This is a genomic window from Aeromonas sp. S19(2024) (assembly GCF_041402625.1).
Classification (GTDB): Bacteria; Pseudomonadota; Gammaproteobacteria; order Enterobacterales; family Aeromonadaceae; genus Aeromonas; species Aeromonas caviae.
This window is the reverse complement of record NZ_JBGLQU010000003.1, coordinates 89,947-104,748: the sequence shown is the minus strand read 5'-3', so window position 1 is coordinate 104,748 and position 14,802 is coordinate 89,947. Positions and strand designations below refer to the sequence as shown.

The following is a 14,802-nucleotide window of genomic DNA, read 5'->3' as shown; positions in this document are numbered from 1 at the left end:
GGCAAGATGCGCCCATGGCACACACCTGTCCAGCCCGTTCGCCATGGGCACTGGTTGCTCCCGGGGCTGGTGCTCTGGCTCTTCTCCCTGCCGCTGTCGGCCACCGAACGCTGGCAGCGTGATGACTACCTTGTCCAGAGCTTCATGGAAATCGCCATGAAACGGGAGTATGGCCATGAACAACAGGAGCACTTCTCCCGCTGGCCGGGCCCCGTGCGTCTCAAGCTCGTCAACGAATTCGGCGACAAGCCGCTGCAGGCCGAGGTCGTCAAGGTACAGACCCGTCACCTGAGCAGGATCACCGGTCACCCCATCGAGATTGTCAGCGACAACCCCAATCTCACCCTCATCATGACCCGGCACAAACAGATGGCGAGCTGGGCTGCGCGCACCATGCGCCAGGACGAGTCGGTGCGCATCGCCCTCAAGGAGGGGATCTGCCTGGCCAATTTCGCCACCAACGCTCGCTACGAGATCACCCGTGCCACCATCATCATTCCGGTGGATTACAGCCGGGCAAAGGGCCGTTTTCTGGATTGCGTGGTGGAAGAGCTGAGCCAGGTGATGGGGCTGCCCAACGACTCGGACAAGGTGTTCCCCTCCATCTTCAATGACAGCAGCATCGACAGCTTTCTGACCGGGCTCGATTACGTGTTGCTCAAGCTTGCCTACCACCCGGCATTGCAACCGGGGATGACGGCGGATGAGGTACGCGCGGCGCTCCCCACCGCCCTCAAGGCACTGCGTGCCAATGGCGACATCGCACAGGCCACCCAACGGGTGCAGGTCGACAGCCTCAAGCGTTGGGCGGGACTCTGAGCGCAGCCAGAGACATTACTCTTTCGCCTTTCGCCTTTCGCCTTTCGCCTTTCGCCTTTCGCCTTTCGCCTTCATGGTCATGCGCCTCCCCCATCAACGCAACACGCAGCCCATGGCTGCGTGTTTTGAAGAGCGGTTCGGCAAAGCCAGTACAGGGATCATCATCCGGCTGGAGACTCCTCCTCTCGGCCTGGCAGATCACGACGATGCTTGCTGCTGAGAGCTTATCTTCAGGCCTCCAGAGCCTCTTCTTCCGGCATCCAGCTATCGGCGTTTTCCCACACCTCCTGAACCATGGCTTCGGCCAGCTCCTTGTCTTCCTTGCTGGCGCGACTGACTGTCAGAGCCATGGCACTACCCGGTGCCACCCGCACATGCAGATCGGGAAAGCGCTCGCCCAGTTGCTTGAGCAGCTCCTGGCGCAAGGCCTCCATGGTCGAGGTGGGGATCAGGTGTTTTCTGTCGATGATGATTTCCAGGCGCATAGGGTACGTCTCCATGATAATTAACTGTATTTTTATACAGTAATTTTAAAAAGTAAAGATGGTGGCTGCACATAGGCCCTCACCGCTCACACCTTCTCGCTGACGATGTGCAGCCGAACGGCCCCGATTTTCCCCCATCGCTGTCATCATGGAAAAAACAGTTGATATTGATTCTCATCCATCGCATCATTTATGTCCTGTTATAACATAACAACAGAGGCAATCATGCGCCCCCATATTCACCCTGAATACCGCAAGGTTCTGTTCCACGATCTCGCCAGCAATACCTACTTTCTGATCGGCTCCACGCTGGCCACCGATCGCACCAGAGTGTGGGAAGATGGCAACACCTACCCCTATGTGACGCTGGATGTCTCCAGCGCGTCCCACCCCTTCTATACCGGCAAACAGAAGCAGGTCGGCAAGGAAGGTCAGGTCGCTCGCTTCGGCCAGCGATTCGGTCAGTTCTTCAGCAAAGGAAAAGAGAAACAATGAAAGTCCTCGCCTCCCTGAAATCCGCCAAGTCGCGTCACCCGGATTGCCAGATCGTACGTCGACGCGGCAAGCTGTTCGTCATCTGCAAGAGCAATCCCAGGTTCAAGGCTCGTCAGGGCTGATTGCGCATCCGCCCCTCATGGATAACAAAAGCCCTCGTCATGAGGGCTTTGTCATCTCTGGGCTCTGCTCACAGCGGGGTGGCGCACTTGCGGTATTCGGTGGGGCTGACCCCCACCCGCTTTCGGAATACCCGCGAAAAGTAGAGCTGATCGTCATAGCCCACCTGCTGGCCTATGGTGGCGACCGACAACGGCGTGGTCTGCAGCAGCAGCTTGGCCCGCATGATGCGCTGATCCTCGCGCCAGCGCACTATGCTCACCCCCACCTGCTCGCGAAACAGGTGCGCGAGGCGCGAGGGGGACAAGAACACCTGCTCCGCCAGCGCTTCCACCGAGATCTCGGCCGAGAGGGACTCGCTCAGGATCTGGCACGCCTCGTGGACCCGGTGATCGATGGCGGGATAGGCATTCTGGGACGATGCCTCGTAGCAGCGGATGAGCAACCGCTCCAAGAGGTTCATGGCCAGTTGCTCCGACATGGGCCGCAGCTGCTTGTGGGTCTCCTCGATGTCGAGGAAGAGGGTGTCGAATTCGGTGAGCAGCTGGTTGTCCGCTAGTTGCAGCCGCCCCACCTGCTCCGTCACCTGGGGCCACTTGAGCCAGTCAGCCCAATAGGCCCGCGGCCGGAAATAGACCCAGCGGTGATACCACTCCCGGGCATCCGGCGCCCGGCCGTAATGGTGCACCGCCGCTGGAGGAAAGAGCAGCAGGTCACCGGGCTCCACGGTGAAGGCCTTGTCCCCCTGAAAGATCTGCCCCTTGCCCTTGATGGTCAGATTGACGATGAACCCCTTCATGCCGTGGGGCCTGTCGATGGTGAAATCCAGCGCGCTCCCCTGCTCGATGGGAGTCATCCCCGAGACCAGGAAGACGTCGAAGGCGTAGCCAGGCAGCAGGGGATTGAGTTGTTTCGGCTTCTCTTTTTGCATCGAGGACATGGCGGAAAACAGGGTTTCAGTAAAAAAGTCGACATGGGCCATTGTAGAGATCCGGCGTAGGAACCCCCTAAGTTCGCAAGCTGTTCGTTGTGAAATTGTTGAACTGGCTCACAGCTTGCCGGGGAAAACACCGGGCCGGCGCGAGGCCGGCCCGGTGACGAGGAAAGACATCGCTCAGATACGGGCTTTGCGCACCTGCTTGTAGCGGTCGAACAGCACGGCGGCGAGCAGGATGAGGCCACGCACCACGTACTGGGCAAACGGGGAGATGTTGAGCAGGTTCATGGCGTTCTCCATCAGCCCCAGGATCAGCACCCCGGCGATGATGTAGGAGATCTTGCCGATCCCCCCCTTCATGGAGACCCCACCCAGCACGCAGGCGGAGATCACCACCAGCTCGAAGCCGATGGAGGTCATGGGCTGACCCGAGGTCATGCGGGATGCGAGGATGATGCCGGCGAGCGAGGCGATGAGCCCGGTCATGGTGAAGATGATGATCTTGGTGCGCACCACGTTGACCCCGGCCAGACGTGCGGCCTCCTCGTTACCCCCCATAGCCAGGGTATTGCGCCCGAAGGTGGTCTTGTTGAGCAGCAGCCCGAACAGCACGAAGCAGACAGCCGTCAGCCAGATGGGCGTCGGGATGCCGAGCAGGGCGGAGTTGCCAAGCTCGAAGAAGCCCTCCTCCACGATGCCCACCGCCTTGCCGTCGGAGATGATGTAGCCCACCCCGCGCGCCATCTGCATGGTGGCAAGGGTGGTGATGAGGGCGTTGATCTTGAATTTGGCCACGACGATGCCGTTGATGAGGCCAAAGACAAGGCCCACCGAGAGACCGGCCAGAATGCCGAGGGGGATGCTCTCGGTGGCGTTGATGCCCACCGCGCAGGCAACCCCGGAGCAGGCCACCACGGAGCCCACCGACATGTCGAACTCGCCGGAGGCGAGGCAGAACAGCATGCCGCAGGCCACCATGCCCGACATGGAGACGGCAAGCCCGAGCCCCCGCATGTTGATAAGGCTGGCGAAGTTGGGGACCAGCACGCAGGCGAGCAGGAACAGGATGGCGAAGATCACCAGCATGCCGTACTGATCCCAGATGCGGGTCAGTTGCAGGCGGGTACCGCTCGCCGCGGTGTCGTTGGCGGCTTGGCCGACCGAGGTCGTTGTTGTCATGGTATTTCTCCTGAAAATTCCGGGTGCTATCTCGTTGCGGTCAGCAGATCAACGGGCCGGCATGGCCAGATTGAGCGCCTTGACCTCGTTGGCCTCGTCGTGGGAAAGCTCTCCGGCGATCTCCCCCTCCCGCATGACCAGGATCCGATCCGCGATGCCCAGCACCTCCGGCAGCTCGCTCGAGACCACCATCACGGCGATGCCCACCTTGGCCAGATCGTAAATCACGTTGTAAATCTCGTTCTTCGCCCCGACGTCGATGCCCCGGGTCGGTTCATCGAGCAGGATCACTTTCATGTCTTCCGACAGCCAACGCCCCAGAATGGCCTTCTGCTGGTTGCCGCCGGAGAGGTTCATGATGGCCTGCTGGGGAGACGGGGTCTTGACCCGCATGTCGCGGATCCGCAGCCTCGCGTTCTCGTCTTCCCACTTCTGGTTGATCCAGAAGCCTCCCCACGCGTGGTGGCGGCGGGCGCTGATGTTGATGTTCTCCTGCACCGAATGGATGGGGATGATGCCGAGCGCCTTCCTGTCTTCGGTGCAGAGCATGATGCCGCTGCGAATGGCGTCGATGGGGCTCTGAATGACCACCTGTTTGCCAAACACCGATATCTCGCCCCCTCGAGGTGTCTCGGCGCCGAAGATAAGCTTCATCAGCTCGCTGCGCCCGGCCCCCACCAGCCCGAAGATGCCGAGGATCTCCCCTCTCTTTACCTCGAGCGACACCGGCGCCTTGAGGCCGGGCCCCATCAGGTGCTCCACCTTGAGGCCCGCCTCGCCTAGCGGCCTTGGGCTGTAGCCATAGATGTCGGTCAGCTCGCGCCCCACCATGGTCTTCACCAGCAGATCCCGGTCCACCTCGGCCATGGAAGCGAAGGTGCGCACGAACTGGCCATCCTTGAACACCGTGATGGCATCGCACAGGGCGAAGATCTCGTCCATGCGGTGGGAGACGTAGAGAATGACCTTGCCCTCGTCCCGCAACTGGCGGATGACCCGAAACAGCTGCTCAATCTCGCGGGACGACAGGCTGCTGGTCGGCTCGTCGAAGGCGATGACGCTGGCGTCCCGGGTCAGGGCCTTGGCGATCTCCACCATCTGCCACTGACCCAGGGACAGGTACTTGAGCGGCGTCTCGGGGGAGACGTCCATCCCGAGGCGCGCCAGCTGCCTGGCTGCATCCTGATAGAGCTTCTCCCGATCGATGACGCCGCGCCGGGTCGGCAACTGCCCCAGGTAGATGTTCTCCGCCACGCTCATTTCAGGGACCAGGTGCAGCTCCTGATAGATGATGGCAATCCCGCTCTCAAGGGCATCGACCGTGTTTTGGAACACTTTCTCCTGACCCGCCAGCTTCACCACCCCGCGGGTGGGCGCCTGAAAACCGCTCAGGATCTTGAGCAGGGTGGACTTGCCGGCCCCGTTCTCTCCCATCAGCGCGTGTACCGTGCCCTGCTGGCAGGCGAAGGAGACGTTCTGCAGCGCCTTGACGCCGGGAAACTCCTTGCTGATGCCGCAAAACTCCAGATATGGAACTTGATTCATGAGATGACTCCAGCCAGCCGGCACGGCGCACTCCGCCATGCCGGCATGGGTATCAAGGGATGGGGATCACAGCCCTTTCTTTTGCAGCTCGGCCTTGAAGTTGTCGCGGGTGATGAGTACCACGTCGGTCACCTCGGTGAACTTGGCAGGCTCGGCGCCGTTGACGACCCAGTCATGGAGCATCTGGATGCTCTTGTAGCCGTGTACGTCCGGGCTGGGCAGCAGGGAGCCGAGGAAGCCGGTGGCGCTGGACTTGGAGAGCTCGTTCACCGCATCCACCCCGTTGATGCCGATACCGATGACGTTCTCCGCCTTGAAGCCCTGCCCTTCGGTGGCGCGCACGCCGCCGAGCACCGTGTTGTCATTCATGCCGACGATGAGCCAGTTCTTGACCTCGGGGTGTTGCACCAGCATGGAGTTGGCGGCATCCAGCGCCCCCGGAATGTCATTGCTCTTGGTGGGCGCGCGGAAGATCTGGCCCTCGGGGAAACCGGCGGCCTTGAGCGCGCTCAAGGAGCCCTCGACCCGGCGACGGGCGGTGTCGAGCTCGTCGGCGGTGATGGCCAGCACCCCGGTCGCTTTCACGTCCCACTGGCGTTTTTGCATCTCCTTGTAGAGCTCCTGCCCCTGACGCTCGCCAATCTTGGTGGCGGCCATCATCACCAGCGGCACCTGCTCCATGGGCTGGCCCTTGGCGTTGACGAACTGGTCATCCACCGTGATGACCTTCAGATCCATGCTGTTGGCCTTGGCCATGATGGCGGCACCGAGTTTGGGATCCGGAGTACAGATGACGAAGCCCTTGGCGCCATTCGCCGCCAGGCTGTCGATGGCATTGAGGGTCTTCTCCCCGTCGGGGACGGCTATCTTGATCACCTCGAAGCCCAGATCCTGGCCCGCCTTGTCGGCGAAGTTCCACTCGGTCTGGAACCAGGGCTCCTCGGGCTGCTTGACCAGGTAACCCAGCTTCAGCGCTTCGGCCGAGAAAGCAGAATTTGCCATACCAAGGGCGAACCCCATCGCGATCATGCCTTTAACGATTTTGTTCATGCGAATGTCTCCAACGGTTCTATCAATCCATGTATCCACGCAGTGCTGCTCGTTGAGTCAATCAAGTCGCAGCCATATAAAAACATGCTTAAACAGGACTTTATTGTTGTTGCTGGTTGAGCGAACCAAGTTGTAATCGTTTTCACAATTAAAAATGGAGAGCAGGATCACGCCATGAGATTGCAGCCATTTCGTCTATATAATTAGCAACTTCGTCACATATTGAATTTTAGAGAGCCGTCACCCTGTCGCACTGACAGCGTTAAAATCCATATTTCCAGCAGCCAATGGCTAACCGCCCCTCCTGCCCATCTCCTATGGTTCCCCCCAGTCACCCCTCATTGATGGTCAGGAGCACTTATGTCTGAGCACATCGTCATCGGACTCGATTTCGGCAGCGACTCGGTCAGGGCACTCGCCGTGCGCTGCCAGGACGGCGCCGAGCTGGCGACCCATGTCGTCTATTACCCGCGCTGGCAGGCAGGCCACTACTGCCAACCGGTCAACAACCAGTTCCGCCACCACCCCCTCGACTATCTGGAGTCCATGGAGCAGGCAGTGGTGGCGGTGGTGAGCCAGCTCACGCCGAGTCAGCGTACCGCCGTGCGCGGCATCGGGGTGGACAGCACCGGCTCCACCCCCGCCCCCATCGACAGAGAGGGGCGCGTGCTGGCCCTGCGTCCGGAGTTTGCCGACAACCCCAACGCCATGTTCGTGCTGTGGAAGGATCACACCGCCATCGAGGAGGCGGAGGCCATCACCGCCCTGTGCCACGGCGGCCAGTTCCCCGACTACAGCCGCTACATCGGCGGCATTTACTCCTCCGAGTGGTTCTGGGCCAAGATCCTGCACGTCTCCCGAGCCGATGCCGCCGTGCGCGCCGCCGCCTGCAACTGGGTCGAGCTGTGTGACTGGGTACCCGCCGTCCTGAGCGGCACCCAGGCCCCGGCCACCCTCAAGCGCGGGCGCTGTGCCGCCGGCCACAAGTCCCTCTGGCACCCGAGCTGGGGCGGCCTGCCCCCCGCCGACTTCCTCAATGCCCTGGATCCCCTGCTGACGGAGGATCTCGACTTCCCCCTCTTTACCGACAGCTGGACCGCCGATCTCCCGGTCGGCACCCTGACCCCGGAGTGGGCGGAGCGGCTGCACCTCTCCTGCGAGGTGGTGATCGCCGGCGGCGCCTTTGACTGCCACATGGGGGCGGTGGGAGCCGGGGCCGGCAACAATGCCCTGGTGAAGGTGATCGGCACCTCCACCTGCGACATCCTGATCGCCGACGAAGCCACCATTGGTGATCGGGCCATTGCCGGGATCTGCGGCCAGGTGGATGGCAGCGTGGTGCCGGGCATGGTGGGGCTGGAGGCGGGACAGTCCGCGTTCGGTGACATCTATGCCTGGTATCAGCGCCAGCTCGGCTGGCCCCTTGACAGCCTCGCCGCCCAGTATCCGGAGCTTCGCACCGCCATCGAGCGCCACAAGCAGGCCCTGTTACCCAGCCTCGCCGCCGCCTGGGATCAGCAGCGCGACCTGGCGCACCTTCCGGTGGTGCTCGACTGGTTCAACGGCCGGCGCACCCCCTATGCCAACCAGCGCCTGCAGGGCACCCTCACGGGGATCAACCTCGGCACCGATGCCCCCGATCTCTTCGGCGCCCTGGTGGCCTCCACCGCCTTCGGCGCCCGCAGCATCATGGAGTGCATGACCAGTCAGCAGGTGCCGGTGGAGCAGGTGATCGCCCTTGGCGGCATCGCCCGCAAGTCCGCCACTGTGATGCAGACCTGCGCCGACGTGATGAACAGGCCTATCCAGGTGGTGGCCTCGGATCAGTGCTGCGCCCTGGGGGCGGCCATTTTTGCCGCCGTGGCGGCCGGGATCCATCCCGATGTGGCCAAGGCCCAGCGCCACATGGCGAGCGCCGTGGAGCGCACCCACCAGCCTGACCCTAAGCGGGTCGCCGAGTATGAACGCCTCTACCAGCGCTACCTCGCCTGGGGCGCCGCCGCCGAGCCGCTCTACAACCGGGGGGCACTGGCATGAACCTTCACACCCTCAAGGAGCAGGTGCTCGCCGCCAACCTGGATCTGCCGCACCACGGTCTGGTGACCTTCACCTGGGGCAACGTGAGCGGCATAGACCGGGAACAAGGTCTGGTGGTCATCAAGCCAAGCGGTGTCAGCTACGAGCGGATGCGGGCCGAGGACATGGTGGTGCTGGATCTAACGGGCAAGCAGGTGGAGGGGGACCTTCGCCCCTCCTCCGACACCGCCACCCACCTGGTGCTCTATCGCGCCTATCCGGAGCTTGGCGGCGTGGTCCACACCCACTCCACCCATGCCACCGCCTGGGCCCAGGCGGGGCGCCCCATCCCCATTTTCGGCACCACCCAGGCCGACTACTTCCACGGCGAGATCCCCTGCTCCCGCCTGCTCACCCCGGGCGAAGTGGAGGAGGACTACGAGGGGCTGACCGGTCATCTCATCGTCGAAACCCTCAAGCAGACCCCCATCCTCACCATGCCGGGGGTACTGGTGGCCAACCACGGCCCCTTCAGCTGGGGCAAGAGCGCCGAGGATGCAGTACACAACGCCGTGGTGCTGGAAGAGGTGGCCCGCATGGCCTGGCTCACCGGCCAGATCAACCCGGGGGCCCGCCCCCTGCCCGATTACCTGCTGGAGAAGCACTACCAGCGCAAGCATGGCAAACACGCCTATTACGGCCAGACAAAAGCCTAAAAGAGGACAAACTCATGGAATTGATGAAACAGCTGGAAGTGTGGTTCCTGGTCGGCAGCCAGCACCTGTATGGCGCCACCACATTGAAGCAGGTGGCCGATCACGCCCACACCATCGCCAGCCAGCTCAACGAGGGGGCGAACCTGCCCCTCAAGATAGTGCTCAAACCCACCGGTACCACCCTCGATGAAATCAGCGCGGTGGCCCGGGATGCCAACCACGACGAGCGCTGCGCCGGGCTCATGGTGTGGATGCACACCTTCTCCCCCGCCAAGATGTGGATCCCGGCGCTGAGCCAGTTGCAAAAGCCCCTGCTGCAGTTCCACACCCAGTTCAACCGGGATCTCCCCTGGAGCGAGATCGACATGGACTTCATGAACCTGAACCAGACCGCCCACGGCGGGCGCGAGTTCGGCTTCATGGGGGCCCGCCTGCGGCTGCCCCGCACCGTGGTGGTGGGTCACTGGCAGGATGAAGAGGCCAGACAGAAGATTGGCAACTGGATGCGCATCGCCGCCGCCATCCACGACAGCCGCCACCTCAAGATTGCCCGTTTTGGCGACAACATGCGCAACGTGGCGGTCACCGAGGGCGACAAGATTGAGGCCCAGATCCAGTTCGGCTATCAGGTGAACTACCACCCGGTCGGCGATCTGGTCAAGGTGATCGATGCCGTGCCCAAGAGCGACATCGAGGCGCTGCTGGCCGAATATGAGGCGACCTACACCCTGACCGAGGCGGTGCAGGCGGGTGGGGGGCTTCGTGCCTCACTGTATGAGGCGGCGCGCCAGGAGCTGGGGATGAAGAAGTTCCTCACCGACGGTGGTTTTGGCGCTTTCACCACCACCTTCGAAGATCTCTATGGTCTGCACCAGCTGCCGGGCCTCGCCTGCCAGCGCCTGATGGAGCAAGGCTTCGGTTTTGGGGCAGAAGGGGACTGGAAGACCGCGGCCCTCTTGCGCACCCTGAAAGTGATGGGTGCAGGCCTTGCGGGGGGCGCCTCCTTCATGGAGGACTACACCTACCATCTGGAAGCGGGCAACAACCTGGTGCTGGGAGCCCACATGCTGGAAGTCTGCCCCTCCATCGCCGCAGGCAAACCCGTGCTGGACGCCCAGCATTTAGGCATAGGCAAGAAGGCCGATCCGGCCCGCCTGCTGTTCGCTGCCCCCGCCGGCAAGGCGGTCAACGCCAGCCTCATCGATCTCGGCAACCGCTTCCGCCTGGTGGTCAATCAGCTGGAGGTGGTGGACCTACCAGAGGCCATGCCGAAACTCCCGGTGGCGAGCGCCCTGTGGAAACCCCTGCCGGACCTGCAGACCAGTGCCGAGGCCTGGATCCTGGCGGGCGCCGCACACCACTCGGTGTTCACCCAGGCGGTGGACATCGAGCAGCTGCGCACCTTCGCCGACATCATGGGTATCGAGTTTGTGGTCATCGACGAGCATACCCGCATCCCCGCGCTCAAGGAGCAACTGCGCTGGAACGAGGTCTACTACAAGATCTGCCAGTGACCCTTTAATCGGCCAGCGGCCATCACCATGACAACAGCCCCGCCCGCGGGGCTGTTTCATTTCGCGTCCCCTCAGGGATGACCCTCCTCCCCCTCCAGCAGCCAGTGACAGACCCGCTGCACCCCGTGGCGCTGGCTGTCAGGCCGGGCGAGCAGGGCGTATTCGTGATCCGTCTCCAGCACGGGGGCGAAGGGAGCGACCAGGGCGCCGCTCTCCAGCTCCTCGGCCACTATGGTGGGATCCCCGAGAGAGAGGCCAAACCCCTGCAGCGCAGCATTCATCGCCAAGTCCAGGGTATCGAACAGCTGCCCCCCCTGGGGCTGCCAGGGGATGTCGAGGAAGGCGGCAAACCAGTTGCGCCAGTCCCGCCTATCGGCGCTGGCATGGATGAGGGGCAGCAGGGGCAGCTCGTTCAGGTCGCGCTCGAACAGATGATGCTTGGCAGCAAACGCCGGGGCGCAGACCGGGGTCAGCCGTTCCCGAAACAGGGGCTGGCTGTGGGGATAGCGCCCCAGGCAGGGCTGGTAGACGATGGCGAGATCGAAGGGCTCCCGGGAGAAGTCGATGCCATGGCTGTGGCTGCCACGCACCTCCACCGCCTCCCCCTCGAACGCCTGCAACCGCCGCAGCAGCCAGCGGCTGGCGCAGGAGGGCACCTTGATGCTGATCGCCTGTTCGTGGGGCAGGCTCTGCAAGGCGCTGAGCCCCTCCCCCATGCGGGCCAGCCCTTCGCGAACAAAAGGCAGCAGCCGCTCAGCGGCGGGGGTCAAGGTGAGACAACGGGTGCCGCGCACGAACAGCAGATGGCCCAGGCGCGCCTCCAGCTGGGCGATCTGCTTGCTCACCGCCCCCTGGCTCACGCACAGCTCATCGGCGGCCAGGGTAAAACTCAGGTGGCGGGCAGAACACTCGAAGACCTGCAGGCCATAGAGAGGCAACTGAGTACGCGGCTGGGTGGACAACATGACAAGCCTCCATGCTTGAGAAAAACTCATGCATACCATGCCGAATAATCCGTTGTCCGGCAAGCCTTGGGGGGGCTAAAAAGGGACCTCTTTCACACACGCAGGTGACGGCGCCATGTCCATCCCCCAGGTTTCCAGCAAACTGCCCCAGGTGGGCACCACCATCTTCACCGTGATCGGGGATCTGGCCGCCCGCCATCCCAGCATCAACCTCTCCCAGGGGGCGCCGAGCTTCCCCTGCGATCCCGAGCTCATCCGGGTGACCCACGAGGCCATGCTGGCCGGTGAAAACCAGTACGCCCCCATGACGGGGCTGCCTGCCCTGCGCGAACAACTGGCGGCCAAGATTGCAGCCAGCTACGGCTATCACTATGACGCGGGCGAGGAGATCACCATCACCGCCAGCGCCAGCGAAGCCCTGTTCTGCGCCATCACCGCCCTGGTTCACCCCGGCGACGAGGTGATCATGTTCGAGCCGGCGTTTGACAGCTACCGCCCCATGATCCAGTTGCAGGGAGCCACCCCTGTGGTGATCGCCCTCAAGGCGCCGGATTTCGCCATTCCCTGGGACGAGGTGGCCGCCCGCATCACCCCCCGCACCCGCATGATAGTGCTCAACACCCCCCACAACCCCACCGGCACCGTCTGGCAGGCAGGGGATCAGGAGCGCCTCGCCCGCCTGGTGCGCGGCACCGACATCCTGATCCTCTCGGACGAGGTGTACGAGCACGTGGTGTTCGACGGCGCCCTGCACCAGAGCGTCATCCGCTATCCGGAGCTGGTGGAGCGCTCCGTCGCCGTCTTCTCCTTCGGCAAGACCTTCCACGTCACCGGCTGGCGGGTGGGCTACTGTGTGGCTCCCCGTCCCCTGATGGAGGAGATCCGCAAGGTGCACCAGTTCGCCATGTTCGCCGCCGACACCCCCATGCAGTACGGCTTCGCCCACCTGTTGCAGCAACCGGCCCACTATCAGGGGCTGGCAGCCTTCTACCAGCGCAAGCGCGACCTGCTCGCCTCGGCCCTGGCTGGTTCGCGCCTGACCCTGCTCCCCTCGGCGGGCAGCTTCTTCATGCTGGCGAGCTACGAGCGGGTAAGCGACGAGCCCGACAGTCTCTTCGTGCAGCGGCTCATCCGCGATCACGGGGTCGCCACCATTCCGGTCTCCGCCTTCTATCACGACGGCACGGATCAAAGAGTCATCCGCCTCTCTTTCTCCAAGGATGACGACACCCTGCTGGCGGGCGCCGAGCGCCTGTGCGCCGTCTAGGGGGCACCATGGATTCATTGCGCGTTGCCGTCCTCCAGATGGTCTCTGGGGATGACCTTGACCACAACCTGACCCAGGCCGAGGCGCTACTGCGTCAGGCCGCGGCCGAGGGGGCAGAACTGGCCCTGCTGCCCGAATACTTCTACCTGATGCCGGTTGATGAGCGGGCGCGGGTGGCCCTGGCCGCCCCCGCTGGCGATCACCCCCTGCTGGCCTGGGTACAGAGGCTGGCCCGGGAGCTCGGCGTCTGGATCCTGGCCGGCACATTGCCGCTTGCCAGCCACGAGCCCGGCAAGATGCACAACAGCAGCCTGCTCATCGACCCCCAAGGACAGCTCGCAAGCCGCTACGACAAGCTGCACCTGTTTGGCTTTTGCACCGGGCAGGAGCAGTATGACGAGGCCGCGACCATGACCCCGGGCCGGGAGGTGGTGAGCCATCCCCTGCCCTGGGGCGTGCTGCGCCTCGGGATCTGCTACGACCTGCGCTTCCCGGAGCTGTTTCGCCTGGGGCCCGCCCCCGATTTCATCGCCCTGCCCGCGGCCTTCACCCACACCACCGGGCTCGCGCACTGGGCGCTGCTGCTGCGGGCCCGTGCGGTGGAAAACCTGGCCTTCGTGTTTGCCAGTGCCCAGGGGGGGCATCACCCCGGTGGGCGGCGCACCTTCGGCCACAGCATGATCATCGATCCCTGGGGCCGGATACTGGCCCAGGTAGAGGAGGGTCAGGGCCTGGCCATCGCCACCCTGGATCTGGCGGCACAGCGCACGGTGCGCAGCCAGTTGCCGGCCCTCACCCATCGCAAGATAGCCGTCGGCCCTTGAGGCCGGCACCCTTTAGCACGCTAGGAATGACACCACACTTCAAGGGACTGACCATGAAACTCAACACACTGATGATGCTGATGGCCCTGGCCACCGCCGGCCAGGCCGCCGCCAAACCCCTGGTGATCGCCACCGATGCCACCTATCCCCCCTTCGAGATGGTCGACAGCAACGGCCAGCTCGGCGGCTTCGAGGTCGATCTGGCCTATGCCCTGTGCGCGGCCATGAAGACCGAGTGCGAGGTGATCAACCAGCCCTGGGATGCCCTGCTGCCCGGCCTGCAGGTGCGCAAGTACGACGCCATCATGTCCTCCATGAACATCACCGACGAGCGGCGCCAGAAAGTGGACTTCAGCCAGGTCTACTACATGATGCAGAACCGCTTCGTGGGGCGCAGCGACAAGGCCGCCGACTTTGCAGACGATCCGGCCCACTTCAAGGGCAAGGTGATCGCGGTGCAGGAGGGCACCCCCCAGGACAACTTCGTCACCGCCCGCTATGGCGAGGTGGCCAAGATCAAGCGCTACGTCAATGCCCAGTCCCCCATGCTGGATCTGCAGTCCGGCCGCGCCGACTACACCTTCGGCAACATGGTGCAGTTGAAGGTGGGCTTCCTCGACAAGGAGATGGGCAAGCAGTTCGCCTTCGTCGGTCCCCAGTTCAACGGCACCCAGGACAAGATCCTGGGAGAAGGGGTGGCGGTGGCCCTTCGCAAACACGATGACAAGCTCAAGGCCCGCTTCGATGCCGCCATCGAGAGCGTCAAGGCCGACGGCACCTTCAACACCCTACTCAAGAAGTACCAGCTCGAAGATCTGCTCTGATCCCGGCATGCCGGCCCCCTGGACAGTTGCAAGGGGCCATGGCAAC

General features: G+C 63.3%; 15 protein-coding genes. 9 read left to right on the top strand and 6 right to left on the bottom strand.

The genetic code is table 11. The annotated features are described in order from the left end of the window. Positions 1-6 precede the first annotated feature (6 nt). On the top strand, positions 7-819 hold the full coding sequence (locus ACB037_RS07920; protein ID WP_371175155.1) for a DUF2927 domain-containing protein: 813 nt from the start codon (positions 7-9) through the stop codon (positions 817-819). Positions 820-1,049: 230 nt separating this feature from the next. Here the strand turns inward: ACB037_RS07920 and ACB037_RS07915 are convergent, their stop codons facing one another. Then, positions 1,050-1,304 carry a DinI family protein gene (locus ACB037_RS07915; protein WP_371175154.1) on the bottom strand — a complete coding sequence of 85 codons (255 nt, stop codon included), beginning with the start codon at positions 1,302-1,304 and terminating at the stop codon, positions 1,050-1,052. A gap of 225 nt (positions 1,305-1,529) precedes the next feature. Here ACB037_RS07915 and ACB037_RS07910 point away from each other — a divergent pair, with 225 nt between their 5' ends. Then, positions 1,530-1,799, top strand: a complete 270-nt coding sequence (locus ACB037_RS07910) for a type B 50S ribosomal protein L31 (RefSeq protein ID WP_139737321.1) — start codon at positions 1,530-1,532, stop codon at positions 1,797-1,799. After that, on the top strand, positions 1,796-1,921 hold the full coding sequence (gene ykgO, locus ACB037_RS07905) for a type B 50S ribosomal protein L36 (RefSeq protein ID WP_010674479.1): 126 nt from the start codon (positions 1,796-1,798) through the stop codon (positions 1,919-1,921). The genes ACB037_RS07910 and ykgO overlap by 4 nt, the downstream gene beginning before the upstream one ends. Positions 1,922-1,989: 68 nt before the next feature. Here ykgO and araC read toward each other — a convergent pair whose 3' ends face one another. The 4 genes from araC to ACB037_RS07885 form a co-directional block, all read right to left on the bottom strand. Next, positions 1,990-2,901, bottom strand: coding sequence for an arabinose operon transcriptional regulator AraC (gene araC / locus ACB037_RS07900; RefSeq protein WP_048207522.1), 912 nt, complete (start codon positions 2,899-2,901; stop codon positions 1,990-1,992). Between the two features lie 132 nt (positions 2,902-3,033). Then, entirely contained in the window at positions 3,034-4,035 is a 1,002-nt protein-coding gene (gene araH / locus ACB037_RS07895) for an L-arabinose ABC transporter permease AraH (RefSeq protein ID WP_010674477.1), read from the bottom strand. 48 nt (positions 4,036-4,083) lie between these two features. Next, entirely contained in the window at positions 4,084-5,580 is a 1,497-nt protein-coding gene (araG, locus tag ACB037_RS07890) for an L-arabinose ABC transporter ATP-binding protein AraG (protein WP_371175153.1), read from the bottom strand. A gap of 66 nt (positions 5,581-5,646) precedes the next feature. After that, complete coding sequence (locus tag ACB037_RS07885; protein ID WP_371175152.1) at positions 5,647-6,630, bottom strand: arabinose ABC transporter substrate-binding protein; 984 nt, start codon at positions 6,628-6,630, stop codon at positions 5,647-5,649. Between the two features lie 360 nt (positions 6,631-6,990). On the opposite strand from ACB037_RS07885, the gene ACB037_RS07880 reads away from it, so the two are divergent. Genes ACB037_RS07880 through araA form a run of 3 tightly spaced genes read left to right on the top strand, consistent with a single transcriptional unit; the run spans position 6,991 to position 10,876 of the window. Beyond that, positions 6,991-8,667 carry a ribulokinase gene (locus ACB037_RS07880; RefSeq protein WP_371175151.1) on the top strand — a complete coding sequence of 559 codons (1,677 nt, stop codon included), beginning with the start codon at positions 6,991-6,993 and terminating at the stop codon, positions 8,665-8,667. Next, the gene (locus tag ACB037_RS07875; protein WP_324041984.1) at positions 8,664-9,362 is read left to right on the top strand and encodes an L-ribulose-5-phosphate 4-epimerase; all 699 of its coding nucleotides are present in this window, start codon (positions 8,664-8,666) and stop codon (positions 9,360-9,362) included. Before ACB037_RS07880 ends, ACB037_RS07875 begins: the two co-directional genes overlap by 4 nt. Before the next feature lie 14 nt (positions 9,363-9,376). Then, on the top strand, positions 9,377-10,876 hold the full coding sequence (gene araA, locus ACB037_RS07870; RefSeq protein WP_371175150.1) for an L-arabinose isomerase: 1,500 nt from the start codon (positions 9,377-9,379) through the stop codon (positions 10,874-10,876). A 71-nt stretch (positions 10,877-10,947) separates the two neighbouring features. Here the strand turns inward: araA and ACB037_RS07865 are convergent, their stop codons facing one another. Next, positions 10,948-11,841: a LysR family transcriptional regulator gene (locus ACB037_RS07865; RefSeq protein WP_371175149.1), complete on the bottom strand. Its 894-nt coding sequence runs from the start codon at positions 11,839-11,841 to the stop codon at positions 10,948-10,950. A gap of 115 nt (positions 11,842-11,956) precedes the next feature. On the opposite strand from ACB037_RS07865, the gene ACB037_RS07860 reads away from it, so the two are divergent. The 3 genes from ACB037_RS07860 to ACB037_RS07850 are packed head-to-tail and all read left to right on the top strand — an operon-like array spanning position 11,957 to position 14,756. Next, complete coding sequence (locus ACB037_RS07860) at positions 11,957-13,108, top strand: methionine aminotransferase (RefSeq protein ID WP_324041983.1); 1,152 nt, start codon at positions 11,957-11,959, stop codon at positions 13,106-13,108. An 8-nt stretch (positions 13,109-13,116) separates the two neighbouring features. After that, positions 13,117-13,932 (top strand): carbon-nitrogen hydrolase family protein, encoded by an 816-nt coding sequence (locus ACB037_RS07855; protein ID WP_371175148.1) that lies wholly within the window; start codon positions 13,117-13,119, stop codon positions 13,930-13,932. Positions 13,933-13,985: 53 nt separating this feature from the next. Then, positions 13,986-14,756, top strand: coding sequence for an ABC transporter substrate-binding protein (locus ACB037_RS07850; protein ID WP_041211345.1), 771 nt, complete (start codon positions 13,986-13,988; stop codon positions 14,754-14,756). Positions 14,757-14,802: the final 46 nt, after the last annotated feature.

Excerpts from the sequence above, each read along its gene's own strand:
- araA (WP_371175150.1), top strand. The coding sequence starts at position 9,377 with ATGGAATTGATGAAACAGCTGGAAGTGTGGTTCCTGGTCGGCAGCCAG.
- ACB037_RS07910 (WP_139737321.1), top strand. The coding sequence starts at position 1,530 with ATGCGCCCCCATATTCACCCTGAATACCGCAAGGTTCTGTTCCACGAT.
- ACB037_RS07860 (WP_324041983.1), top strand. The coding sequence starts at position 11,957 with ATGTCCATCCCCCAGGTTTCCAGCAAACTGCCCCAGGTGGGCACCACC.
- ACB037_RS07920 (WP_371175155.1), top strand. The coding sequence starts at position 7 with ATGCGCCCATGGCACACACCTGTCCAGCCCGTTCGCCATGGGCACTGG.
- ACB037_RS07885 (WP_371175152.1), bottom strand. The coding sequence starts at position 6,630 with ATGAACAAAATCGTTAAAGGCATGATCGCGATGGGGTTCGCCCTTGGT.
- ACB037_RS07850 (WP_041211345.1), top strand. The coding sequence starts at position 13,986 with ATGAAACTCAACACACTGATGATGCTGATGGCCCTGGCCACCGCCGGC.
- ACB037_RS07855 (WP_371175148.1), top strand. The coding sequence starts at position 13,117 with ATGGATTCATTGCGCGTTGCCGTCCTCCAGATGGTCTCTGGGGATGAC.
- ACB037_RS07915 (WP_371175154.1), bottom strand. The coding sequence starts at position 1,304 with ATGCGCCTGGAAATCATCATCGACAGAAAACACCTGATCCCCACCTCG.
- araG (WP_371175153.1), bottom strand. The coding sequence starts at position 5,580 with ATGAATCAAGTTCCATATCTGGAGTTTTGCGGCATCAGCAAGGAGTTT.
- ACB037_RS07880 (WP_371175151.1), top strand. The coding sequence starts at position 6,991 with ATGTCTGAGCACATCGTCATCGGACTCGATTTCGGCAGCGACTCGGTC.
- ACB037_RS07865 (WP_371175149.1), bottom strand. The coding sequence starts at position 11,841 with ATGTTGTCCACCCAGCCGCGTACTCAGTTGCCTCTCTATGGCCTGCAG.
- araH (WP_010674477.1), bottom strand. The coding sequence starts at position 4,035 with ATGACAACAACGACCTCGGTCGGCCAAGCCGCCAACGACACCGCGGCG.
- ACB037_RS07875 (WP_324041984.1), top strand. The coding sequence starts at position 8,664 with ATGAACCTTCACACCCTCAAGGAGCAGGTGCTCGCCGCCAACCTGGAT.
- araC (WP_048207522.1), bottom strand. The coding sequence starts at position 2,901 with ATGGCCCATGTCGACTTTTTTACTGAAACCCTGTTTTCCGCCATGTCC.
- ykgO (WP_010674479.1), top strand. The coding sequence starts at position 1,796 with ATGAAAGTCCTCGCCTCCCTGAAATCCGCCAAGTCGCGTCACCCGGAT.